Annotated in this window: 20 protein-coding genes; 15 read left to right on the top strand and 5 right to left on the bottom strand. The window is 73.2% G+C overall.

Features of this window, described 5'->3' with window-relative positions; translation table 11 throughout:
* Positions 1–50 precede the first annotated feature (50 nt).
* From hemH to LIV55_RS02005, 8 genes are all read left to right on the top strand, one after another.
* Positions 51–1,154 carry a ferrochelatase gene (hemH, locus tag LIV55_RS02040; protein ID WP_229299031.1) on the top strand — a complete coding sequence of 368 codons (1,104 nt, stop codon included), beginning with the start codon at positions 51–53 and terminating at the stop codon, positions 1,152–1,154.
* Positions 1,151–2,026: an inositol monophosphatase family protein gene (locus LIV55_RS02035; protein ID WP_229299030.1), complete on the top strand. Its 876-nt coding sequence runs from the start codon at positions 1,151–1,153 to the stop codon at positions 2,024–2,026. The genes hemH and LIV55_RS02035 overlap by 4 nt, the downstream gene beginning before the upstream one ends.
* Complete coding sequence (locus LIV55_RS02030) at positions 2,023–2,637, top strand: maleylpyruvate isomerase N-terminal domain-containing protein (protein ID WP_191564796.1); 615 nt, start codon at positions 2,023–2,025, stop codon at positions 2,635–2,637. Before LIV55_RS02035 ends, LIV55_RS02030 begins: the two co-directional genes overlap by 4 nt.
* 148 nt (positions 2,638–2,785) lie before the next feature.
* The gene (locus tag LIV55_RS02025) at positions 2,786–3,085 is read left to right on the top strand and encodes a DUF4193 domain-containing protein (RefSeq protein WP_068275393.1); all 300 of its coding nucleotides are present in this window, start codon (positions 2,786–2,788) and stop codon (positions 3,083–3,085) included.
* 2 nt (positions 3,086–3,087) lie between these two features.
* On the top strand, positions 3,088–3,570 hold the full coding sequence (gene dut / locus LIV55_RS02020) for a dUTP diphosphatase (protein ID WP_229299029.1): 483 nt from the start codon (positions 3,088–3,090) through the stop codon (positions 3,568–3,570).
* Positions 3,557–4,207 (top strand): DUF3710 domain-containing protein, encoded by a 651-nt coding sequence (locus LIV55_RS02015; protein ID WP_068275401.1) that lies wholly within the window; start codon positions 3,557–3,559, stop codon positions 4,205–4,207. Before dut ends, LIV55_RS02015 begins: the two co-directional genes overlap by 14 nt.
* A complete protein-coding gene (locus tag LIV55_RS02010) occupies positions 4,204–4,569 on the top strand; it encodes an OB-fold nucleic acid binding domain-containing protein (RefSeq protein WP_068275402.1) in 366 nt (121 codons plus the stop codon). The genes LIV55_RS02015 and LIV55_RS02010 overlap by 4 nt, the downstream gene beginning before the upstream one ends.
* Positions 4,566–5,297, top strand: coding sequence for a DUF3159 domain-containing protein (locus LIV55_RS02005; protein WP_229299028.1), 732 nt, complete (start codon positions 4,566–4,568; stop codon positions 5,295–5,297). The genes LIV55_RS02010 and LIV55_RS02005 overlap by 4 nt, the downstream gene beginning before the upstream one ends.
* Before the next feature lie 21 nt (positions 5,298–5,318).
* On the opposite strand, the gene LIV55_RS02000 is transcribed toward LIV55_RS02005, so the two are convergent.
* Positions 5,319–5,993, bottom strand: a complete 675-nt coding sequence (locus tag LIV55_RS02000) for a potassium channel family protein (RefSeq protein ID WP_068275405.1) — start codon at positions 5,991–5,993, stop codon at positions 5,319–5,321.
* 9 nt (positions 5,994–6,002) lie between these two features.
* Positions 6,003–6,668, bottom strand: a complete 666-nt coding sequence (locus LIV55_RS01995) for a potassium channel family protein (RefSeq protein ID WP_229299027.1) — start codon at positions 6,666–6,668, stop codon at positions 6,003–6,005.
* 153 nt (positions 6,669–6,821) lie between these two features.
* Between LIV55_RS01995 and LIV55_RS01990 the strand changes: the two genes are divergently transcribed.
* The 6 genes from LIV55_RS01990 to dxs all read left to right on the top strand — a co-directional run bounded on the left by LIV55_RS01990 (position 6,822) and on the right by dxs (position 16,341).
* On the top strand, positions 6,822–8,783 hold the full coding sequence (locus LIV55_RS01990; RefSeq protein WP_068276534.1) for an APC family permease: 1,962 nt from the start codon (positions 6,822–6,824) through the stop codon (positions 8,781–8,783).
* A gap of 2 nt (positions 8,784–8,785) precedes the next feature.
* A complete protein-coding gene (locus LIV55_RS01985; RefSeq protein ID WP_229299026.1) occupies positions 8,786–10,096 on the top strand; it encodes a class I SAM-dependent RNA methyltransferase in 1,311 nt (436 codons plus the stop codon).
* 156 nt (positions 10,097–10,252) lie between these two features.
* Complete coding sequence (locus LIV55_RS01980; protein WP_229299025.1) at positions 10,253–13,063, top strand: aconitate hydratase; 2,811 nt, start codon at positions 10,253–10,255, stop codon at positions 13,061–13,063.
* A gap of 77 nt (positions 13,064–13,140) precedes the next feature.
* Entirely contained in the window at positions 13,141–13,866 is a 726-nt protein-coding gene (locus tag LIV55_RS01975; protein ID WP_229299024.1) for an SDR family oxidoreductase, read from the top strand.
* A gap of 126 nt (positions 13,867–13,992) precedes the next feature.
* Complete coding sequence (locus LIV55_RS01970; RefSeq protein WP_229299023.1) at positions 13,993–14,361, top strand: hypothetical protein; 369 nt, start codon at positions 13,993–13,995, stop codon at positions 14,359–14,361.
* A 117-nt stretch (positions 14,362–14,478) separates the two neighbouring features.
* The gene (dxs, locus tag LIV55_RS01965; protein ID WP_229299022.1) at positions 14,479–16,341 is read left to right on the top strand and encodes a 1-deoxy-D-xylulose-5-phosphate synthase; all 1,863 of its coding nucleotides are present in this window, start codon (positions 14,479–14,481) and stop codon (positions 16,339–16,341) included.
* A 259-nt stretch (positions 16,342–16,600) separates the two neighbouring features.
* On the opposite strand, the gene LIV55_RS01960 is transcribed toward dxs, so the two are convergent.
* From LIV55_RS01960 to LIV55_RS01950, 3 genes are read right to left on the bottom strand one after another with little or no spacing between them, the layout of a single operon-like run.
* Positions 16,601–18,139, bottom strand: a complete 1,539-nt coding sequence (locus tag LIV55_RS01960; protein ID WP_068276537.1) for a helix-turn-helix domain-containing protein — start codon at positions 18,137–18,139, stop codon at positions 16,601–16,603.
* 31 nt (positions 18,140–18,170) lie between these two features.
* Complete coding sequence (locus tag LIV55_RS01955; RefSeq protein ID WP_229299021.1) at positions 18,171–19,904, bottom strand: NAD(P)/FAD-dependent oxidoreductase; 1,734 nt, start codon at positions 19,902–19,904, stop codon at positions 18,171–18,173.
* A gap of 13 nt (positions 19,905–19,917) precedes the next feature.
* Entirely contained in the window at positions 19,918–21,780 is a 1,863-nt protein-coding gene (locus tag LIV55_RS01950) for a Na+/H+ antiporter (protein ID WP_229299020.1), read from the bottom strand.
* A gap of 140 nt (positions 21,781–21,920) precedes the next feature.
* Here LIV55_RS01950 and LIV55_RS01945 point away from each other — a divergent pair, with 140 nt between their 5' ends.
* Entirely contained in the window at positions 21,921–23,768 is a 1,848-nt protein-coding gene (locus LIV55_RS01945; RefSeq protein ID WP_229299019.1) for an ABC transporter ATP-binding protein, read from the top strand.
* The last annotated feature ends 98 nt before the right edge of the window (positions 23,769–23,866 follow it).

The following is a 23,866-nucleotide window of genomic DNA, read 5'->3' as shown; positions in this document are numbered from 1 at the left end:
CCCCGTCCCGTGCGGCGGGGCCACCACGCCGCGCGACTACGGTTGGCTCCATGCCGCACGACGCCATCGCCCCGTACGACGCGATCATCCTCCACTCCTTCGGCGGGCCCGAGGGGCCCGACGAGGTCCTGCCCTTCCTGCGCCGTGTCACCGGGGGCAAGGGCATCCCCGACGAGCGCCTCCGGGAGGTCGGCGCGCACTACGACCTCTTCGGCGGCCGATCGCCGATCAACGACCACGGTCGCCGTCTCGTCGCCGAGCTCACCGAGGAACTGCGCCGCCGCGAGATCGACGTGCCGGTCCGCCTCGGCAACCGGCACAGCCCGCCCTTCACCGCCGACGTCCTCGCCGAGCTCGCCGACGAGGGCGCCCGACACGTGCTCGCGATCCGCACGAGCGCCTGGCAGTCCTACTCCTCGTGCCGCTCCTACCGCGAGGACCTCGCCGCGGCCCTCGCCGACGTGCGCGTCGACGGGCTCGACGTCGACCTCGAGTTCGTCCGCCCCTACGGCCAGCACCCCGGCTTCGCTCAGACCAACGCCGAGCTCGTCACGGCCGCCCTGCGCGAGGTGCTCGAGGACGACGAGGCGCCCGCCCTGCTCTTCGTCACCCACTCGATCCCCGAGACGATGGACATCACCTCCGGCCCCGGCGACGCCGAGGAGCGGGCCTACTCGCGCGGTCACGCCGACCTCGGCGCCGCGATCTGCGACCACGCGAGCGAGCAGCTCGGCCAAGAGATCACCGGCGAGCTGACCTTCTGCTCCCGCTCGGGCCCGCCGAGCATGCCCTGGCTCGAGCCCGACGTCGGCGACCGCATCGAGGAGCTCGCTGCTGAGGGCGTGCGGACCGTCGTCGTCGTGCCGATCGGCTTCGTCAGCGACCACATGGAGGTCATCTACGACCTCGACACCGAGGCCGCCGCGACGGCGAAGGAGCACGGCGTGCGCCTCGTGCGGGTGCCGACCGTGGGCACCCACCCCGCCTTCGTCGAGGGTCTGGCCGACCTCGCGCAGGAGCGGGCGGCGATGCGCCGCGGCGAGGACGTCGAGCCGCGGGCGTGGGCGGGCCTCGTGCCGGCGGCCACGCCGTGCCGGCCGGGCTGCTGCCCGAACCTGCGCGAGGCGCTGCCCGCCGTGGGCGAGCACGCATGAGCACCGCGCCCGCGCTGCCCGAGGGCACCGATGTCCGCGCCCTCGCCGAGGTGGCCCGCGAGGTCGCCGAGGAGGCCGCGACGATGATCGTCCAGCGCCGGCCGGCCGATCTCGGTGTCGCGACGACCAAGTCCTCGCTCACCGACGTCGTCACGGTGATGGACCAGGCCAGCCAGGACCTCTTGCGCTCGCTCCTCGGCGAGCGTCGGCCGCAGGACGCCTTCGCCGGTGAGGAGGAGGGCGGGAGCGCCGGCACCTCCGGGCTCACCTGGGTCGTCGACCCCATCGACGGCACCGTCAACTACCTCTACGGCCTCGCCGCTTACGCGGTCTCCGTCGCGGTCGTCGTCGGCGACCCCTCCCGGCCGGGTGCGTGGCGACCCGTCGCGGGCGCCGTCGTCGACCCGGTCGCCGGCCGCACCTACGTCGCCGCCCTCGGCGAGGGCGCGACCGTGAGCGAAGGGGGAGGCGCGCCGCGCCCCCTTCGCGTCGCCGAGGCGGAGGGGCTGGGTCTGGCCCTGTGCGCCACGGGCTTCGGGTACGAGGCCGACCGACGCGCCTGGCAGGGGCAGGTGCTCGCCCGTCTGCTCCCGCAGGTGCGCGACATCCGCCGCCTGGGCAGCGCCGCGCTCGACCTGTGCCGGGTCGCCGACGGCACCGTCGACGTGTACTACGAGCGCGGGCTCAACCCGTGGGACCTCGCCGCCGGCTGGCTCGTCGCCACCGAGGCCGGGGCGGCGGTCACCGATCTCGACGGCGGCGACCCGAGCAGCGCGATGACGCTCGCGGGCGCCCCGCGGACCCAGGCGGCCCTGCGAGAGGCCGTCCTCGAGGCGGTCGACGCCGTGGGCGAGGAGCACGACCGGTCATGAGCGAGGTCGGCCCCCGCGCCTGGTTCGAGCTCGCGAGCACGGGCGTGCTCGCGGTCGTCGACGCGATCTCGTCCGAGCAGCTCGACCGGCCGGGGCTGGGGGAGTGGGACGTGCGCTCCCTGCTCGGCCACACGTCGCGGGCCTTCGTCACGCTCGTCGACTACGTGGGCCGCGAGCCCGGGCCGGACGTCGAGCTCGTCGGCACCGCGGGCTACTACGCCGCGGCGCGCGCGCTGCCCTCCGGTGACGCGGCCGTCGCCGAGCGCGGCCGTGCGGCCGGCCGGGCCCTCGGGGACGACCCCTGGTCGGCCGTGCACGCAGCCGCGGACCGCGCCCTGCGCGTCGTGCACGAGAGCGCGGACGACACCCCGGCGGTCACCCCCTTCGGCACCCTCGTGCTCGCCGACTACCTGCCGACGCGGGCCCTCGAGCTCACGGTCCACGGGCTCGACCTCGCCCGGGCGACCGGGCAGGAGCCGCCCGCCGAGCTCGTCGAGGCGTGCGTGCCCGCTGTCGCGCTCTGCGCGCGGATCGCGCCGGGGCAGGCCCCGCAGGTGCTGCTCGCCCTCACCGGGCGTACTGTCCTTGCTCCAGGTTTCTCCCTCCTGTGAGGGCTCACGGTCTCCCCCTGCGAACCCAGGTGGCGCTCGTGCCCCCCGCTCAGGCACAATCCGCCCCGCCGGGCACAAAACTGCGGGGTCGTGCGTTGCACGACCCGACCACGATCTACCACGCGCGCTGAGGGGAATGACCACCACAATGGCAACCGACTACGACGCTCCACGCAAGACCGACGACGACATCTCCGAGGACTCCATCGAGGAGCTGAAGTCTCGACGAGCCGACCAGCAGTCGAGCAACGTCGACGTCGACGAGACCGAGGCGGCCGAGGGCTTCGAGCTGCCCGGGGCCGACCTCTCCGGTGAGGAGATGTCGGTGCGGGTCCTGCCTCGTCAGGCCGACGAGTTCACCTGCACCAGCTGCTTCCTCGTCCACCACCGCAGCCAGCTCGCCAGCGAGGGCACGTCCGGCCCGATCTGCCGGGAGTGCGCCGCCTGAGCATGGCTGACCGACCCGAGGTCCTCGTCCGTCGGCTCCACGCCGACGCGGTGCTGCCGACGTACGCCAAGGACGGCGACGCCGGCGCGGACCTCACCAGCGTCGCCGAGGTCACCCTCGCGCCCGGCGAGCGTGCGCTCGTCCCCACCGGGGTCGCGATCGCGCTGCCGCCGGGCTGGGTGGGTCTGGTGCACCCCCGCTCCGGGCTCGCCGCCCAGCACGGGGTCTCGGTCGTCAACGCCCCCGGCACGGTCGACTCGGGGTACCGGGGAGAGATCCTCGTCAACCTCGTCAACCTCGACCGTGAGCGCGCGGTGACCCTCGCCGCCGGCGACCGCATCGCGCAGCTCGTGCTCCAGGAGGTCGGCACCGGCGACTTCGTCGAGGTCGATTCGCTCCCCGGGTCGCTCCGGGGCGAGACTGGTCACGGCTCCAGCGGGGGCTTCACCATCGAGGAAGGTCCAGGACACGATGTTCGGTCGTAAGAAGAAGGCGTCGGAGCAGGGCGACGCCCCGCAGACCCAGGACGCCGACGGCTCGACGACGGCCGACGAGACGTCGGACGGCACCGCCGTCGCGGCGGGCGAGAGCGGTCCCTTCGACCAGTCCCAGGTCGGCGAGGCCGACGGCCGCGTCGACTTCGGCGGACTGTGGCTGCGCCCCGGCCCCGGCATGGAGCTGCGCCTCGAGGTCGACCCGACGTCCGACGCTGTCTCCGCCGTGCAGGTCGGCGTCGACGACGCCACCGTCCAGCTCCAGGCCTTCGCCGCGCCCCGCTCCAGCGGCATCTGGGACGAGATCCGCGGCGAGATCGCCGAGATGATCGAGAAGAACCGCGGCACCGTCGAGGAGGGCACCGGTCCCTTCGGCACCGAGCTGCGCACCCGGCTGCCCCAGCCCGGCGGCGACGGCCGCACGGTCTTCGCCCCTGCGATCTTCGCCGGGGTCGACGGCCCCCGGTGGTTCCTGCGCGCCGTGTACTCCGGCCGCGCCGCGGTGGACGAGGCCGCCCGCGCCCGGCTCGACGACGTCGTGCGCGACCTCGTCGTCGTCCGTGGTGCCGACCCGATGGCGCCGCGCGAGATGCTCGAGCTGAAGATGCCGGCGACCGAGCAGTCATGAGCACCGTCCTGCGCCGCCTGCGCGACATCGTGCGCTCCGACGACGACCTCGTCGACGACGAGCTGCGCACGGGTGCGAAGGACCTCGGCTGCACCGCGCTCGACGAGGCACCCGACCGCGAGGTCGTCACCGTCGCCGGCACGATCCGCAGCGTCACGCTGCGCCCTCGGGTCACGGTGCCCGCGCTCGTCGCTGAGCTCTACGACGGCACGTGCCCCGTCGACCTCGTCTGGCTGGGCCGGCGCGAGATCGGCGGCATCCGCCCCGGCACCTACGTGCGTGCCCACGGCCGGCTGTGCCAGGGGACGCGCAACCGCACGATCTACAACCCGTCCTACGACATCGTCCCCCCGCCCTCATGAGCCGCGACGCGGACGCGCCGGCCGGCACGCCCGAGGCCCTGCGCCCGGTGCCGACGACGGTCGAGGGGCTCATCCGGCAGCGGCTGTCCGACGCCCTCGGCGGGATCCGGGGCTCGCTCGAGACGACGCTGCCGATGCTCGCCTTCGTCATCTCGTGGTCGATCACGCAGGACCGCACGATCTCCCTCGGCGCCGCCGGGGTGCTCGTCGTCGTCATGCTCCTCGCACGTCTGGCCTCGCGCTCGAGCGTGCAGTTCGTCGTCTCCGGCGTCTTCGCCGCGGCGATCGCCGCCTTCTTCGCGCTGCGCTCCGGCAACGCCGAGGACGCCTTCCTGCCCGGGATCCTCACGAGCCTGGCCTACGGCGTCGCGGCGGCCCTGTCGGTCGTGCTGCGCTGGCCCCTCGTCGGCCTGATGATCGGCGCCACCGACCCGGCGGCTCGCGAGGGCGACTTCACCCGCTGGCGGCGCAACCCCGCCGCCGTGCGGGTGTGCAGCCGGCTCACCCTCGTGCTCGTCGCGGTCTACGCGATCCGCGTCGCGATCATGGGTCCGCTCTACCTCGCCGAGAACGTCGCGGGTCTCACCGTGAGCAAGGTCGTCCTCGGCTGGCCGCTGTGGGCGGCCGCCGTCGCCCTCATGGGCGCGATGCTCCTGCGGGGCCAGACCCCGATCGAGCCCGGCGACGAGCTCCTCCAGGAGCCGGCCGGCCCGCACCCGCCGCGCTGAGCGCGCGAGCGGCCCGGTCGCTCAGGCGGTCGCGCCGCGACGCGGGCTCATCATGTGCGCCAGCTGGGGCTCGGCCTCGGCCGTGGTGAGGAAGAGCAGCTCGTCGAGCGCCTCGAGGGCGTCGTCGACCGAGGGGTGGATCGGACGGGCGTCGCGGATGATCCCGGTGAGGACGGTGTCCACGGGGAAGGTGATGTCGCCGACCCGACGCCCGACGTAGGGGTTGTCCGCGGGCAGGGTGATCTCGACCATCGTCGCGCTGCCCTGCTGGAACTCGAAGATCCGCACGAGGTCGCCGACGCTCACCGCCTCCTCGACGAGGGCGGTCATGATGCGCGGCGTCGACACGGCGACGTCGACGCCCCACGACTCGTCGAACATCCACTCGTTCTTGGGGTTGTTGACCCGTCCGACGGTGCGCGGCACGCCGAACTCGGTCTTGGCGAGCAGCGAGACGACGAGGTTGACCTTGTCGTCGCCCGTGGCGGCGACGACGACGTCGCAGTCGGCCAGGCCCGCCTCGAGCAGGGTGGAGATCTCGCACGCGTCACCGGCCAGCCAGCTGGCCTCGGGCAGCTTGGCCACCCGGGCCTCGTCGGCGTGCTTGTCGACGAGGAGGATCTCGTGCTCGTTGTCGAGCAGTTCACGGGCGATGGAGCGGCCCACGCTGCCGGCCCCGGCGATGACGACTCGCATGGTGTCCTCTCAGTCCTGCGCCGGAGGGGCCTTGTCGAGGACGCGCTCGACGTCTCCGACGCGCGTGCGCGGGATGGTCAGGTGGACGAGGTCGCCCTCCTGGTAGACCGTGTCCGGCCCGGGGATCGTGCCCTCGCCGAGCCGGGTGAGGTAGGCGACGCGGGCGCCCGTCGCCGACTCGAGCTGCGAGAGACGACGACCGACCCACGACGGGTCGACCTGCACCTCGGCGATGATCACGGCGCCGGAGGCGTCGGTGTGCTCGGGGGCGTGGCCCTGCGGCAGGAGCCGGCGGATCACCTGGTCGGCGGTCCACCGCACCGTCGCGACCGTGGGGATGCCCAGGCGCTGGTAGATCTCGGCGCGGTCCGGGTCGTAGATGCGGGCGACGACGTGCTCGACGCCGAAGGTCTCGCGCGCCACCCGGGCCGCGAGGATGTTGGAGTTGTCACCGCTGGAGACGGCGGCGAAGGCGTAGGCCTGCTCGATGCCGGCCTGCAGCAGGGTGTCCCGGTCGAAGCCGACCCCTTCGACACGTCGCCCGGCGAACTCCGGGCCGAGCCGGCGGAAGGCCGCCGGGTCCTGGTCGACGACGGCGACGTCGTGGCCGCCGCGCTCCAGCGACCGGGAGAGCGAGGCCCCCACGCGACCGCACCCCATGATGACGAAATGCACGGTGCGACGGTACACGCCGGCACGTGCGGCGGCCGGGGGGCGAAGGGGTGACGCGGCACCTCGTCGTCGCGCAGCGGCGGGCCCGGTGCCCGCGTACAGTTCTGCCTCGTGTCCAGGGGTCGTCTGCTCAAGCGGGTGCTCGTCGGCCGAGCGATGCGCAGCGACCGTCTCGGCGAGACGCTGCTGCCCAAGAAGATCGCGCTGCCGGTCTTCGCCAGCGACGCGCTGTCCTCCGTGGCCTACGCCCCGGACGAGATCCTGCTGACCCTCGGTCTGGCCGGCGGCGCGCTCGCCCTCACCCACTCGTGGGAGATCGCGCTGGCGGTCGTCGTCGTCATGGTCGTCGTCGTCCTCAGCTATCGCCAGAACGTCCACGCCTACCCCTCCGGCGGCGGTGACTACGAGGTCGCGAGCGTCAACCTCGGGCCGCGCGCCGGTCTGACCGTCGCGAGCGCGCTGCTCGTCGACTACGTCCTCACGGTCGCCGTGTCGGTGAGCTCGGGGGTGCAGAACGCCGCGTCCGCCTTCTCCTTCCTGCGCGGGCACGAGGCCCTCGTCGCCGTCGGCATCGTCGTCGCCCTCACCGCGATGAACCTGCGCGGGGTGCGCGAGTCGGGCTCCGCCTTCGCGATCCCCACCTACCTCTTCATGGCCGCCGTGCTCGGGATGGCGCTCGTCGGCTTCGCCCGGCGCACCTTCGGCGAGCTGCCGCAGGCCGAGTCGGCCGATCTCACGCTCGCCCCCGAGGCCGGGTACGAGCAGCTCGGCACGCTGGCGATGGCCTTCCTGCTCCTGCGCGCCTTCTCGTCCGGCTGCGCGGCGCTCACGGGTGTCGAGGCGATCAGCAACGGCGTCCCGGCCTTCAAGAAGCCCAAGTCGACGAACGCCGCGACGACGCTGCTCCTCATGGGAGCGGTCTCGACGACGATGCTCCTGTCGATGATGAGCCTCGCGACGTGGACCGGGGTCCACTTCGCCGACGACCCGCAGCGCCAGCTGCTGCGCGACGGGGTGCCCGTCGGCGACTCCTACGTCCAGGACACCGTCATGGGCCAGGTCGCGAAGTCGGTCTTCTCCGGATTCCACCCCGGCGTCGTCCTCGTCTCGGTCGTCACCGGGCTCATCCTCGTGCTCGCGGCGAACACCGCCTTCAACGGCTTCCCCGTCCTGGGGTCGATCCTCGCCAAGGACGGCTACCTGCCGCGCCAGCTGCACACCCGCGGCGACCGCCTCGCCTTCAGCAACGGCATCGTCATCCTCGCGGCCGCCGCAGCGGCGCTCATCGTCGCCTACGACGCCGAGGTCACGGCCCTCATCCAGCTCTACATCGTCGGGGTCTTCATCTCCTTCACGCTGAGCCAGACCGGCATGGTGCGCCACTGGAACCGCCACCTCGCGGTCGAGAAGGACGAGCGGGCCCGCCGCCGCATGCGCCGCTCACGGGCGATCAACGCCGTCGGCGCGGCGATGTCGGGCACGGTGCTCGTCGTCGTCCTGCTGACGAAGTTCACCCACGGCGCGGGCTACGCGCTCGCGGCGATGGGCGTGCTCTTCGCCCTGATGATCGCGATCCGACGGCACTACGACCACGTGCGCGAGGAGCTCGCGGTCCGCGAGGACGACACGCAGCAGCAGCTGCTCCCCTCGCGGGTCCACGCCATCGTCCTCGTGAGCAAGATCCACAAGCCGACGCTGCGAGCCGTCGCCTACGCCGCCGCGACCCGGCCCTCGCGCCTCGAGGCGATCACCGTCGACGTCGACCCGGACGAGACGGCCCAGATCCAGGCCGAGTGGCTGCGCCGGGGGATCCCCGTGCCGCTGAAGTCGCTCGACTCGCCCTACCGCGAGATCACGCGGCCGGTCGTCGACTACGTGAAGTCGATCCGTTCCGGCAACCCGCGCGACCTCGTCGTCGTCTACATCCCCCAGTACGTCCTCGGGCACTGGTGGGAGCAGCTGCTGCACAACCAGAGCGCGCTGCGGCTGAGGTCGCGCCTGCTCTTCACCCCAGGGGTCATGGTGAGCTCGGTGCCGTGGCAGCTCGCGAGCTCGCAGGGTGCCGAGGAGCGCTTCGACGGACCCGTCGCGGGCGACGTGCGACGAGGAGAGAAGTGAGCATGACGACACCTGCAGGCGACGAGCTGGCCGTCGGCGACGAGATCGAGGTCGTCGTCGGCCCGGTCGCGCACGGCGGGCACTGCGTGGCTCGCCACGACGGGCGCGTGGTCTTCGTGCGCCACACCATCCCGGGGGAGCGGGTGGTCGTGAGGATCACCGAAGGGGGACCCGGCGACCGCTTCGTGCGCGGTGACGCCGTCGAGGTGCTCGAGGCCTCGGAGCACCGCGTGCCGCGGCGCTGCCCCGTCTCCGGGCCCGGGGGCTGCGGCGGCTGCGACCTCCAGCACGTGAGCACCGAGCACCAGCGCACCCTCAAGACGCAGGTCGTCGTCGAGCAGCTCAAGCGCCTCGGCGGGGTTGAGCGCGAGGTGGTCGTCGAGCCGCTGGGCGACACCGACGGGCTGGCCTACCGCACCCGGGTCGAGGTGGCGGTCGGGCGAGAGGGCGGGGGGACCCCCTTCGTCGGGCTGCGCAAGCACCGCTCGCACGACCTCGTGCCGATCACCGGGTGCCCCATCGCCCACCCGAGGGTCGACGAGGGCATCGCCGCGGCCGCGCAGGAGGCCGCCGAGGGCGGGCTCGAGGACGCGGTGGCCGTCGACGTCGTCGCGGCCTCCGGGGAGGAGGACGTGGCGCTCGTCGAGGTCGGCCCGCAGGGCCGCGCGCAGCGCATCACCCTCACCGAGCGGGTGGCCACGCCGACGGGGGAGCGCGAGATGAGCGTCGACGCGCGCGGCTTCTGGCAGGTCCACGCCGATGCGCCGCGTGCCTTCGTCGAGGCCGTCCTCGAGGCGGCGCAGGTGCAACTGGGGGAGCGGGTGCTCGACCTCTACAGCGGGGTCGGCCTGCTCTCGCTGCCGCTGGCCGAGGCGACCGGGCCGGAGGGCCAGCTGCTCGCCGTCGAGTCGGACCCGCTCGCCCTGGACCACCTCGCCGAGAACCTCGCCGAGCAGCGGCACGCCGTCGTCGTGCCCGGCCGGGTCGACGACCTGCTGGGGGTGCCCCGGCAGGGGCGTCGCCGCGGACAGCGCGGGGGACGCGCTCCTGTTCGCTCCCAGCTGCTGCCGCCGAGCGCCGACGTCGTCGTCCTCGACCCGCCCCGCACCGGCGCCGGTCGCGGGGTCGTCGAGGCGCTGCTCGCGATGCGCCCTCGGCGCCTCGTCTACGTCGCCTGCGACCCCGCCGCGCTGGGGCGCGACACCGCCACCCTGCGGGCAGGCGGGTACGAGCTCGACGCGCTGCGCTCGCTCGACGCCTTCCCGATGACGCACCACGTCGAGTGCGTCGCGACCTTCGTCCCGGCGGGCTGAGAGCGCCCTGTCCGCCCGCCGACGAGGGCTGCTGCTCGGCGCGCCGAGCGGCCCCGTGTGCGAGACAGTGGGAGCAGAACCGGACCCCGTGACGCACGGGGGCTGTGATAAGTTTATCTTGACGTCAAGATAAAAACCACGACAGAGGAGTCGACAGTGCCCAGTGCGAACACCTTCGGTGCGAAGGGCGAGCTCAGCGTCGGTGACGCGTCCTACGAGATCTTCCGGCTGGCGCAGGTGGAGGGCTCGCAGACGCTGCCCTACAGCCTCAAGGTCCTGCTCGAGAACCTCCTGCGGACCGAGGACGGCGCGAACGTCACGGCGGACCACATCAACGCCCTCGGGCAGTGGGACGAGACCGCGGAGCCCGACACCGAGATCCAGTTCACCCCTGCTCGCGTCATCATGCAGGACTTCACCGGCGTCCCCTGCGTCGTCGACCTCGCGACCATGCGCGAGGCCGTCGCCGACCTCGGCGGCGACCCCTCGAAGATCAACCCGCTCGCCCCGGCCGAGCTCGTCATCGACCACTCGGTGATCATCGACGTCTTCGGCCAGCGTGACGCCTTCGAGCGCAACGTCGACTTCGAGTACGAGCGCAACGAGGAGCGCTACCAGTTCCTGCGCTGGGGGCAGACCGCCTTCGAGGACTTCAAGGTCGTCCCCCCGGGCACCGGGATCGTCCACCAGGTCAACATCGAGCACCTGGCCCGCGTGACGATGACCCGCGAGGTCGAGGGCACGCTCCAGGCCTACCCCGACACCTGCGTCGGCACCGACAGCCACACGACGATGGAGAACGGCCTCGGCGTGCTCGGCTGGGGCGTCGGCGGGATCGAGGCCGAGGCCGCGATGCTCGGCCAGCCCATCTCGATGCTCATCCCGCGCGTCGTCGGCTTCAAGCTGACCGGCGAGATCCCCCAGGGTGCGACGGCGACCGACGTCGTCCTCACGATCACCGAGATGCTGCGCGACCACGGCGTCGTCGGCAAGTTCGTCGAGTTCTACGGCGAGGGCGTCACCGCGGTGCCGCTGGCCAACCGCGCGACGATCGGCAACATGAGCCCCGAGTTCGGCTCCACCTGCGCGATCTTCCCCGTCGACGACGTGACGCTCGACTACATGCGTCTCACCGGCCGCCCCCAGGAGCAGCTCGACCTCGTCGAGGCCTACGCCAAGGAGCAGGGCCTGTGGCACGACCCGAGCGTCGAGGCCCGCTACTCCGAGCGCCTCGAGCTCGACCTGTCCAGCGTCGTCCCCTCGATCGCCGGCCCGAAGCGTCCGCAGGACCGCATCTCGCTCACCGACGCGAAGTCGCAGTTCCGCAAGGACCTGCGCAACTACGTCGTGGACGGCAACGGCATCGACAAGAGCGCCGTCGACGCCGAGCTGGCCGACACCTTCCCCGCCTCCGACTCGCCGTCGCACGACGCCCACGAGGAGTCGCAGGAGGCCGGTCGTCCGAGCCACTCCGGTGGTGAGGCCAACGGGCTGGCGAGCAACGCCGTCCAGGTGAGCATCGACGGTCACGAGGTGAGCATCGACCACGGCCACGTCGCCATCGCCTCGATCACGAGCTGCACCAACACCTCGAACCCCTCGGTGATGATGGCCGCGGCCATGCTCGCCAAGAACGCCGTCGAGCGTGGTCTGAGCGTCAAGCCGTGGGTCAAGACCTCGATGGCACCGGGCAGCAAGGTCGTCACCGAGTACTACGAGAAGGCCGGCATGTGGCCCTACCTCGAGAAGCTCGGCTACCACCTCGTCGGCTACGGCTGCACGACGTGCATCGGCAACTCCGGCCCGATCATCCCGGAGGTGTCCGAGGCCGTGGCCCAGGGCGACCTCGCGGTGACCGCGGTCCTGTCCGGCAACCGCAACTTCGAGGGCCGGATCAACCCCGACGTCAAGATGAACTACCTCGCCTCGCCGCCGCTCGTCATCGCGTACGCGCTCGCCGGGACGATGGACTTCGACTTCGACGCGGACCCGATCGGTCAGGACGGCGAGGGCCAGGACGTCTACCTCAAGGACATCTGGCCGAACCCCTCCGACGTGCAGCGCACGATCGACGAGGCCGTGAGCACCGAGATGTTCGCCGACAAGTACTCAGACGTCTTCGCCGGTGACGAGCGCTGGACGGGCCTGCCGACCCCCGAGGGCAACACCTTCGACTGGGCCGCCGACTCGACCTACGTGCGCAAGGCGCCGTACTTCGACGGGATGGGCCGCGAGCCCGAGCCGGTCGAGGACATCTCCGGGGCCCGCGTCCTGGCCTGGCTCGGTGACTCGGTGACCACCGACCACATCAGCCCGGCCGGCTCGATCAAGGCCGACAGCCCGGCGGGCCGCTACCTCGCCGAGCACGGCGTGGACAAGAAGGACTTCAACTCCTACGGCTCGCGTCGTGGCAACCACGAGGTGATGATCCGCGGCACCTTCGCCAACATCCGGCTGCGCAACCTGCTGCTGGACGGCGTCGAGGGCAGCTTCACCCGCGACTTCACCAACGGCGGCGAGCAGACCTCGATCTTCGAGGCCTCGGAGTCCTACGCCGAGCAGGGCACCCCGCTCGTCGTCCTCGCCGGCAAGGAGTACGGCTCGGGCAGCTCGCGCGACTGGGCCGCGAAGGGCACGCGCCTGCTCGGCGTCCGCGCCGTCATCGCCCAGTCATACGAGCGGATCCACCGCAGCAACCTCATCGGCATGGGGGTCATCCCGCTGCAGTTCCCGCAGGGCGAGAGCGCCGAGAGCCTCGGCCTCGACGGCACGGAGACCTTCGACGTCGAGGGGATCACCGCGCTCAACGAGGGCACGACGCCCAAGACCGTCAAGGTCACGGCGACGAAGGACGGCGGCGAGCCGATCTCCTTCGACGCGGTCGTGCGCATCGACACCCCCGGCGAGGCGGAGTACTACCGCAACGGCGGCATCCTGCAGTACGTCCTGCGCTCGCTCGTCGCCTGACGAGACCCGCGCACGACGCCCGACGGCCCGGTCCCCCTTCGTGGGGGCCGGGCCGCCGGCGTCCCTAGGGTGGGGCCATGACCATCGAGCCCACCCGACGTCCCCTCGCCCTCGTCACCGGCGGGACCCGCGGCATCGGCCGCGCGATCTGCGAGGTCCTCGCCCCGACCCACGACCTGCTCGTCGGCGGGCGGGACGAGGCCTCCGTCGCCGAGACGGTCGCCGCCCTGTCGACGAAGGGGTGCACGGCTCACCCCTTCGTCGCCGAGCTGAGCGACGACGCGCAGACCGCGGCCGCGGTCGATCACGCCGCCGAGGTCCTCGGCGGACGTCTCGAGGTCCTTGTCCACAGCGCGGGGATCGCCCGCAGCGGGACGGTGGAGGAGCTGACGCGCGAGGACTGGCGGGTGCAGCTCGAGGTCAACGTCGTCGCGGTCGCCGACCTCACGCGCCGGCTGCTCCCGGCGCTGCGCGAGGCGCGCGGCCAGGTCGTCGTCATCAACTCCGGGTCCGGCTTCTCCTCGCGCGCCGGGGGTGGGTCGTACTCCGCCTCGAAGTTCGCCGTCCGCGCGCTCACCGACGCCCTGCGCGAGGAGGAGCGCGGCCAGGTGCGGGTGTGCTCGATCCACCCGGGGCGGGTCGACACCGACATGCAGGTCGACCTCCAGCGCTCGAAGGGGCGCGCCTACGACCCGGACGAGCACCTGCGGGCCGACTCCGTGGCCGCGACCGTCCGTCTGGCCGTCGACGCGAGCCCCGAGGCGATGGTCGAGGAACTGAGCATCCGCCCCGTCCACCCCTGACCCCGCGAGGTATGGAGATCGGTCGCCACGGACCCCGTCCGGGCGACCGATCTTCATACCTCGGCGAAGGGGGGAGGGGCGAAGGGGGAGGGGCGGGCGTCGTCGGGGGCGGGTAGCATCGAACGCATGTTCGAGCACGTGCCTCCGGGGTGGCCACCAGGCGTGCGCCCGCCGGGCACGACGGGCTGGCAGGGCGATGTCGCCGGCTGGCTGCTCGACCAGTGCCCGCCGGACTACCGCGCGCACGACGTGCTGCGCCGCCACCCCGTCGCGCTCGCCTGGCTCGCCCGGCTGCACGTGCGCGCGCAGGTCGACGCGACGCGGCAGGCCTACCGCGAGGCCCGGGTCGCCATGGTCGCCGAGCTGCCAGCGGGCACCCTCGAGCCGCTGCTCGCCGCGCTCGAGGCGGAGGGGCGTCGGCTGCGCACCGCCGAGCACGGGGTCGAGCTGGTCCGCGACGCCCTCGCCGGACGCACCTACGTGCCGCGGATGTGACGTCGGCGGCACCCGCCACGCCGAGCCCTCCTCGCAGGGAGCGCCCAGCCGGGGGCACCTAGACTGGCTGCTCGTGTGCACGCACCCGTGCGCCCATCCCTCGGAAGGACACAGCCGGTGACGGACCTGGAGCGCATCAGCGGTCCTCGCGACCTCGACGAGATGACGCCGGAGGAGCTCGACGCGCTCGCCGCCGACATCCGGGCCTTCCTCGTGCGCGAGGTGTCGCGCACCGGGGGTCACCTCGGGCCGAACCTCGGGGTCGTCGAGCTGACCATGGCGCTGCACCGCGTCTTCGACAGCCCGAGCGACACGCTCGTCTTCGACACCGGGCACCAGTCCTACGTGCACAAGATCCTCACCGGCCGCAGCGACTTCTCCGCCCTGCGCGTCAAGGACGGCCTCTCGGGGTACCCGAGCCGCGCCGAGTCCCCGCACGACGTCGTGGAGAACAGCCATGCCTCGACCTCGCTCTCGTGGGCCGAGGGCATCGCGTCCGGCTACCGGCTGCGCGGCGAGGACCGTCACGTCGTCGCCGTCATCGGCGACGGGGCCCTCACCGGCGGCATGGCCTGGGAGGCGCTGAACAACATCGCCTCCGAGAAGGACCTGCCCCTCGTCATCGTCGTCAACGACAACGAGCGCAGCTACGCCCCGACGATCGGCGGGCTCGCCGACCACCTCGCGATGCTGCGCACCAACCGCCAGTACGAGCAGGTCCTCGACTGGGGCAAGGACAAGCTGACCCGCACCCCCGTCGTCGGGCGGACCGCCTACCAGGCCTTCCACTCGATGAAGAAGGGCGCGAAGGACTTCTGGGCGCCGCAGGGGATGTTCGAGGACCTCGGCATCAAGTACCTCGGCCCGGTCGACGGGCACGACCTCGGTGCGCTCGAGCAGGCGCTGCGCCGCGCCAAGGCCTTCGGCGGACCGGTGCTCGTCCACTGCATCACGCAGAAGGGACGTGGCTACGACCACGCCGTCGACGACGTCGCCGACCAGTTCCACGCCGTCGGCAAGATCAACCCCGAGACGGGCCTGCCGCTGGAGATCGCCGGGCGGAGCTGGACCGACGAGTTCAGCGACGAGATGGTCGCCCTCGGCGCCGAGCGCGAGGACGTCGTCGCGATCACCGCGGCGATGATGATGCCGGTCGGCCTGCAGCCCTTCGCCGACGCCTACCCCGACCGCATCTTCGACGTCGGCATCGCCGAGCAGCACGCGACGACGATGGCCGCGGGCCTCGCGTACGCAGGCCTGCACCCCGTCGTCGCGATCTACGCGACCTTCTTGAACCGCGCCTTCGACCAGCTCCTCATGGACTGCGCGATGCACCGCGCCGGCGTCACCTTCGTGCTCGACCGCTCCGGCGTCACCGGACCGGACGGCGCGAGCCACCACGGCATGTGGGACATGTCGCTCGCCGCGATCGTCCCCGGGCTGCGCCTGGCCGCTCCCCGCGACGGCCAGCAGATCCGCCGAGCCGTCCGCGAGGCGGTCGACGTCACCGACGGCCCGACCGTCGTGCGCTTCCCCAAGGGCAGCGTCGCCGACCCGATCGAGGCGGTGGCGACGCACGAGGGTCTCGACGTCCTGCTCGGCGACCCCCAGGTCGACCCCGACGTCCTCGTCGTCTCGGTGGGCGCGATGGCGGGCACCTCGACGACCGTCGCCGAGAAGCTCGCGGCCGAGGGGCTGACCACCCTCGTCGTCGACCCGCGCTGGGTGCTCCCGGTGCCGGAGGCGCTCGTCGCGCTCGCCGCCCGCAGCGGCCGCGTCGCCGTGCTCGAGGACAACTCGGTCGCCGGCGGTGTCGGCTCAGAGGTGGCTCGCGCCCTGCAGGACGGCGGGGTCGGCGTGCCCGTGCACCGCTTCGGCCTGCCCAAGGAGTTCATCCAGCACGCGTCGCGCGGCCAGGTGCTCGAGGCCGTCGGCCTCACCCCGGAGCCGATCGTCGAGGAGCTGCTCCGCAGCCGCTGACCGGCTGTCGCCCCACCGGCGAGGGAGGGGGGGGCCCGCCCCCCCCCGGGGGGGGGCCCCCCCCCCGGCCGGGGGGGGGGGGGGGGCGGGGGGGGGGGGGGCGGGGGGGGGGCCGGGGGGGGCCCCCGGCGGGCGCCGTGCGTGGTGGCGCGGCGCCGCTGCGGCGGCCCGGCGGGCGCCCCCCCGGCGACGATGGGTGGGCCCGTCACCCCGAGGTGCGGGGCCCTCCCTTCGTCCGGGTGGCGCGGATGGGCCGGGCTCAGATGTCCCGGAAGGGGCGCACGTCGGCGCCCAGGGCGTTGAGGCGCTCGGCGAGGTCCTCGTAGCCGCGGTTGATGACGTAGACGTTGCGCAGGAAGCTCACGCCCGGGGCGGCGAGCATCGCGAGCAGGACGACGACGCCGGGGCGCAGCGCCGGCGGGCAGGCGACCTCGTTCGCGCGCCACCGGGTCGGGCCGGTGATCTGCACGCGGTGCGGGTCGAGCAGGGTGACGTGCCCGCCGATCTTCGTCAGCTCGGTGAGGTAGATCGCGCGGTTCTCGTAGACCCAGTCGTGGATCGTCGTCGTGCCCTCGGCGCACGCCGCGATGAGCGCGAAGAAGGGCAGGTTGTCGATGTTCAGACCCGGGAAGGGCAGCGGGTGGATCTTGTCGATCGGCGCCTTGAGCGGCCCGGGGTGGGTCGTGATGTCGACGAGGCGCGTGCGGCCGTTGGCGGCCGTGTACTCCGGCGAGAGCGTGTAGCGCATGCCCATCTGCTCGAGCGTCGCCAGCTCGATCTCGAGGAACTCGATGGGGGAACGGCGGATGGTGATCTCGCTGCCGGTGACGACCGCGGCCGCGATGAGGCTCATCGCCTCGATCGGGTCCTCGCTCGGGCTGTACTCGACGTCGACGTCGATCTCGGCGACGCCGCGCACCCGCAGGGTCGTCGTGCCGATGCCCTCGATGCTCACGCCGAGCTTCTCGAGGAAGAAGCACAGGTCCTGGACCATGTAGTTGGGGCTGGCGTTGCGGATGGTCGTCGTGCCGGTGTCGCGGGCGGCGGCCATGAGGGCGTTCTCGGTGACGGTGTCGCCGCGCTCGGTGAGCACGATCGTCTTGTCGGTGCCGACGGCGTCGCTGACACGGGCCTCGTAGAAGCCCTGGGTGGCCTCGACGTCGAGCCCGAAGTGCTTGAGTGAGGCGAGGTGCGGCTCGACCGTGCGGGTGCCGAGGTCGCAGCCACCGGCGTAGGGCAGGCGGAACTGCGGCATGTCGTGCAGCAGCGGGCCGAGGAACATGATGACCGTGCGGGTGCGGCGGGCCGCGGCCTCGTCCATGCTCGCGAGGTCGAGACGGGCCGGCGGGGTGATCCGCAGGTCGTTGGAGTCGGGCAGCCACTGCGTCTGCACGCCGATGGAGTGCAGCACCTCGAGGATGCGGTTGACCTCCTCGATGCGGGCCAGGCTGCGCAGGGTCGTCGTGCCCTTGTTGAGCAGCGAGGCGCACAGCAGCGCGACGGCGGCGTTCTTGCTCGTCTTGACGTCGATGGCGCCCGACAGCTGCCGCCCGCCCTCGATGCGCAGGTGCACGGCGCCGTCGACGCCGGACTTGCCGAAGGAGAGGAACTCGGTGTCGAGGGCCTCGCTGATCTTGGCCAGGGAGTCCAGCGTGAGGTTCTGCTTGCCGGACTCGACGCGGGTCACGGCGCCCTGGCTGGTCTCCAGGACGCCGGCCAGCTCGGACTGGGACATGCCGCGCTTGACGCGGGCGTCGCGGATCAGCAGGCCGATGCGGTTCAGGTAGTCGTCACTCACGTCGTCCAAGGTAACTCATATATGAGTTAACTCAAGTCGACGTCCGGCGTGGCGCGGGTGCCGTGGCGGTCGGGCCGGGCGACGGGGGAGCCTCAGGGGAGAGGTGGAGGTGCACCTGGGGGACGACGGACGCCCCTTCGCCGGCGGCGGAGGCGACCCGCTTCATCGAGCCGGCGCGGATGTCCCCGACCGCGAAGACGCCCGGCACCGTCGTCGACAGGTCGGCCGGCGGGCGGCCGTCGACCCAGGCGTCGCGGGGCACGTCGCGACCGGTGAGGACGAAGCCGCGCTCGTCGCGGGCGAGGGCATCGGGCACCCAGTCGCACGCCGTCCGCGCGCCGAGCAGGAGGAAGAGCCCGCCGGCGGGGACGCGGCGGCTCTGCCCGGTGTCGCAGTCGGTGAGCTCGAGCCACTCCAGCCGGGCCGCGTCGTCGGCGTCCTGCGCACCGGCGTCGGTGATCTCGGTGCGCCCGAGGACGGTGATGCGGGGGTTGTGCCGGATCTCGCCGACGAGGTAGGAGGACATCGTCGAGGAGAGGTCGGGCCGTCGGACGACGACGGTCACCGAGCGGGCGTACCGGGCGAGGTGGACCGCGGCCTGCCCGGCGGAGTTGCCGCCGCCGACGACGTAGGCGTCGAGCCCCTCCATCTCGCGGGCGACCGCCATCGCGGCGCCGTAGTGCACGCCCCGGCCGACGAAGGCCTCGACCGAGGGGACCCCGAGGCGCCGGTAGTCGACGCCGGTGGCCAGGACGACCGCGCGGGCGGCGATCTCGCCGCCCTCGGTGCGCACGCGGTGGGGCGCGCCGTCCTCGCCGACCTCGATGCCGACGACCGGCCACCCGGTGAAGAAGCGGGTGCCGAAGCGGATCGCCTGGCCCCGCGCGCGCTGGGCCAGGCGCATCCCCGAGATGCCACGGGGGAAGCCGAGGTAGTTGCGGATCATCGAGCTCGTGCCGGCCTGGCCGCCGACGACCTCGCTCTCGACGACGACCGTGGCCAGCCCCTCGCTCGAGCCGTAGACCGCGGCGGCCAGACCGGCCGGTCCGGCCCCGACGACGACGAGGTCGACGACGGCGTCGACGTCGACGTCGTCGGGACGGCCGTAGAGCATCGCGGCCACCTCGCGGGCCGAGGTGACGAGCACCGGGGCGACCTGCTGCCCGACGCCGGTGACGACGGGCCACCCGGGCGGCCCGTCGTAGCGGGCGAGCACCTCGCGCCCCCGGGGGCTGTCGGGCGTGTGCACCCCGACGGGCAGACCCGTGCGCTCGAGCAGCCCGCGCACGTCGAGGGCGACGCCGGTGAGCGAGGGGGCGATGATCGAGACCGTCTCGACGACGGGGGCGCCGACGGTCGCGTTCCAGTCGTTGAGCAGCTCGCCGACCGCGCTGTGGAACTCCTCGTCGCGCACCCCGCGCGGCAGGAGGAGGAAGGCGTCGTACACCCCCTTCGCCAGCCCGGGGCGCAGCGCCGGGGCCTCGGCGCGGAAGCGCTCCCACGGCGAGAGGACGACCCGGCGGGCCGTCGGCACGACACCGCGGAGCTTGACGAGCAGGGCGTGGATGTCGGTGCCGGGGACGAGCGACTCGGTGACGAAGAGCGCGACCGGGGTGCCGGCGTCCTGGAGCGCGCGTCCGTGCGCCTCCGCGGAGGCGAGGTCGGGGGCGACGACGACGGTGTACTCGCCCTCGTAGCGCCGGAACTGGGTACGCAGCTCGTCGCCGTGCTCGGGGGCGATGACGATGATCGCGGGGTCGCTCATGACGTGCCTGCTCTCAGCCGCTCAGCTGGTGGACGAAGCACCACCGCCACGACTCGTCCGGCTCGGCGGACTGCATGACGGGGTGCTGGGTGTGCTCGAAGTGGCGCGACGCGTGCCGCTGCGGCGAGGAGTCGCAGCAGCCGACCTCGCCGCACCCGAGGCAGCGCCGCAGGGTCACCCACGTCGTGCCCTCGGCCTCGCACGCCGGGCAGGTCTGCGCCGTCGCCTCGTCGAGCGCGGGATGGGCGTCGAGGTCGTCGCACGAGGCGCCGGCGGCGACGGTGTCGGCGGTGGGGGCGGGGGCGGGCTCGTCCTGACGCGCGGCCTCGACCATCGACTCCTCGATGTCGAGCATCGCGAGGACCTCGCGGATGACCTGCGAGGGCATCTCGCCCTCGCTGCGGATCTGGAGCACCCGCTCCCGCTCGGCGGCGAGCATCTCCTGGCGCACCCTGGCGTAGAGGGCGGCCGGGCTCTGCGCGCCGTCACGCGTGCCGAGCCGCTCCCACGCGGCGAAGCTGCGCTGCTCGACCCGGGTGCGGACCATCTCGGCGACCCCGTGCTCCTCCGGGCCGAGCTCGGCCGGGTCGAGCTCGTCGAGCCGGGCGAAACCGGCCTCGCCGGCCTGCTGCAGGACCGTCGCGCGGGCGAGCGCGTCGGAGGCGGGGTCGGGCGGCGGCACGCCGAGCAGACGGGTGAGCAGGGGCAGGGTGAGCCCCTGGGCGAAGAGCGTGCCGGCCACCGTGGTGAAGGCGATCATGAGCACGACCTCGCGGTGCGGCGTGTCGTCGGGGATGACGTATGCGGCCGCGAGGGTGACGACGCCGCGCATGCCGGCCCAGCCGACGAGGAGGGCCTGACGGGGCGGCAGGGCGGCGGCCCGCCGGGTGCGGCCGAGCAGCGCCCGGGTGCTGAAGACCCACGCGACGCGCACGACGACGACGGTCGCGAGCACCGCGAGGCACACGAGGACGACCCTGCCGACGCCGATGTCGCTGCGGCGCACCTCGTCGACGAGGGCGCTCGCCTGGAGGCCGATGAGCAGGAAGACCGCGCCCTCGAGGACGAAAGCGGTGCTCGCCCACGTCATCTGCTCGGTGATCCGGGAGCGGGCGGTCTGCACGAGGGGTGCCTTGTGGCCGAGGAGCAGCCCGGCGACGACGACGGCGATGACGCCGGAGGCCTCGATCTCCTCGGCGCAGATGTAGGCGGCGAAGGGGGTGACGAGCGAGATCGCCGTGTCGAGGAGCGGGTCGGTGACGCGCCGGCGGACCTTCGCGACGACGACGAAGGCGAGCAGGCCGACGAGGGCGCCGCCGCCGGCGGCGACGACGAAGTCGAGGGCGACGTCGAGGACCGCGACTCCTCCCGCCGTTGCGGCGATGGCGGTGCGCAGCGCGACGAGGGCGGTCGCGTCGTTGAAGAGCGACTCGCCCTCGAGGATCGTCACGACCCGGCGGGGCAGGCCGATCCGGCGGGCGACGGCGGTCGCCGCGACGGCGTCGGGCGGGGCGACGACGGCGCCGATGGCCACGGCCGCCGCCCAGGAGAGGTCGGGCACGAGCTGGCGCACGACGACGGCGACGACGGCGGTCGTCGCGAGGACGAGCCCGACGGACAGGGCGAGGATCGCGCCGCGGTTGGCGCGGAAGTCGACGAGCGAGGTCTGCAGCGCCGCCGAGTAGAGCAGCGGCGGCAGCAGGCCGAGCAGCACGACCTCGGGGCTCAGCTCGATGGTGGGGGCGAAGGGGAGCAGCGACCCCAGCGCGCCGACGAGGACGAGGAGCAGTGGTGCCGGCACCCGGAGCCGCTCGCTCACCGCGGTGCCGGCGAGGACGGTCACGGCGAGCAGCACGAGGGTGATCGCGGTCTCCACCAGGGGAGGGTAGGCCTGTCCGGGCCGCAGCGCACCGCTGCCGCGTCGTGCGCGTCGCCGCGGACCGCTGCCGGTCGCCCGCTCGCCGCCCCCTAAGGTGACCCTTACCTGACGACCCCCGATGGGAGCGCATCACCTCCGTGAGCAGCAGCACGAGCACCCGCCCGCCGCAGACCGCGGCCGACCCGACGACCGCCCCGCGGCCCGCCGACGACCCGAGCCGCCCCCTTCGCGCGCTGTGGGAGCGCTACCGCGCCTACCGGGGACGCTTCGTCCTCGCGCTGCTCATGTCGACGCTCAACAAGATCGCCGACGTCGTGCCCGAGCTGCTCATCGGCGCCGCGATCGACGTCGTGGTGCGGGGCGACCGGTCCTTCGTCGGCGAGCTGCTCGGCGTCGAGTCGCGCTACGGCCAGCTCGCGTGGCTGGCGGCGATCAACGTCGTCGTCTGGGTCGTCGAGTCGCTCACCGAGTACCTCGCCGCGGTGCTCTTCCGCGGGCTCTCGCAGGCCGTCGAGCACGACCTGCGGGTCGAGGCCTACGACCACGCGCAGCGCCTCGACCTCGGCTGGCACGAGCGCCGCCCGCAGGGCGCGACCCTGGCGGTCGTCAACGACGACATCAACCAGCTCGAGCGCTTCCTCGACGTCGGCGTGCCCTCGATCCTGCAGACCGCGCTCAACGTCGTGCTCGTCGGGGCGGTCTTCGCGGTCGCGTCGTGGCAGCTGCTCGTCCTCGCCTTCCTGCCCATCCCGCTCGTCATCGGCGGTGCGCTCGTCTTCCAGCGGCGGCTGCAGCCGCTCTACGCCCGCGTCCGCGAGGCCGTCGCCGACCTCTCCGGCGCGCTCTCGGCCAACCTCGCCGGGCTGGCGACGATCAAGGCCTTCACCGCCGAGCCGCGCGAGACCGAGCGGATCAGCGCGAGCTCGGACGCCTACCGCCAGGCGAACATCACGGCCATCCGGTCCTCGGCCGCCTTCGTGCCGCTCGTGCGCATGGCGATCCTCGCGGGCTTCACCTGCACCCTGCTCGTCGGCGGGTGGCAGGTGCTCGACGGCGACCTCGCCGTCGGGCTGTACTCGGTGCTCGTCTTCATGACCCAGCGCCTGCTGTGGCCGCTCACCGACGTCGCCGAGGTGCTCGACCTCTACCAGCGCGGGCGGGCCTCCGTTGTTCGGGTGCTCGGGCTGCTCCAGGAGCCGGTGGGAGTGCGCCCGGGTGCGCAGGAGGTCGAGGGCCCCGCGGAGGGGCGCATCGAGCTGCAGGGCGTGCGGGCGGGCTACGCCGACGGCCCCGACGTGCTCCACGGCATCGACCTCGTCATCCCCGCCGGGCAGACGCACGCGCTCGTCGGGGCGACGGGGTCGGGCAAGTCGACCGTGCTGCGCCACCTGCTGCGCTTCGACGACCCGCGCGCCGGCCGGGTGCTCCTCGACGGCCGTGACGTGCGCGAGCTCGACTGGGACTCGCTGCGCGGGTCCATCGGCTACGTCGCCCAGGACATCTACCTCTTCGCCGGGACGATCGGCGAGAACATCGCCTACGGGCGGCCCGACGCGACCCGTGAGCAGATCCGCGCGGCCGCCGACGCCGCCGCCGCGCTCGACGTCGTCGACGCGCTGCCCGAGGGGCTCGACACGTGGGTGGGGGAGCGCGGCGTGACGCTCTCGGGCGGCCAGCGCCAGCGCGTCGCCCTCGCCCGAGCGCTCCTGCGCGACCCCTCGATCCTCGTGCTCGACGAGGCGACGAGCGCGGTCGACAACGAGACCGAGGCCGCGATCCAGCGCTCGTTGCGCACCGCGACGCGCGGGCGCACCGCGGTCGTCGTCGCGCACCGCCTGTCGACCGTGCGGCACGCCGACCGCATCTGGGTCATGGACTCGGGGCGGGTCGTCGAGGCCGGCAGCCACGACGAGCTCGTCGAGCAGGGCGGTCTCTACGCCGCACTGTGGGCGGTGCAGACCGGCGACGCGCCCGTCGCGGGGTAGGGCCGACGCACGACGAAGGGGGACCCGCGCGAGGTGCGCGGGTCCCCCTTCGTGCTCCTGCTACGGCGCAGTACTGGTCGTCATCACGACCAGTACTG

It is taken from the genome of Janibacter melonis, assembly GCF_020567375.1.
Classification (GTDB): Bacteria; Actinomycetota; Actinomycetes; order Actinomycetales; family Dermatophilaceae; genus Marihabitans; species Marihabitans melonis.
Note: the sequence above shows the minus strand (reverse complement) of the source record. Positions and strands in the feature narration are given on the sequence as shown.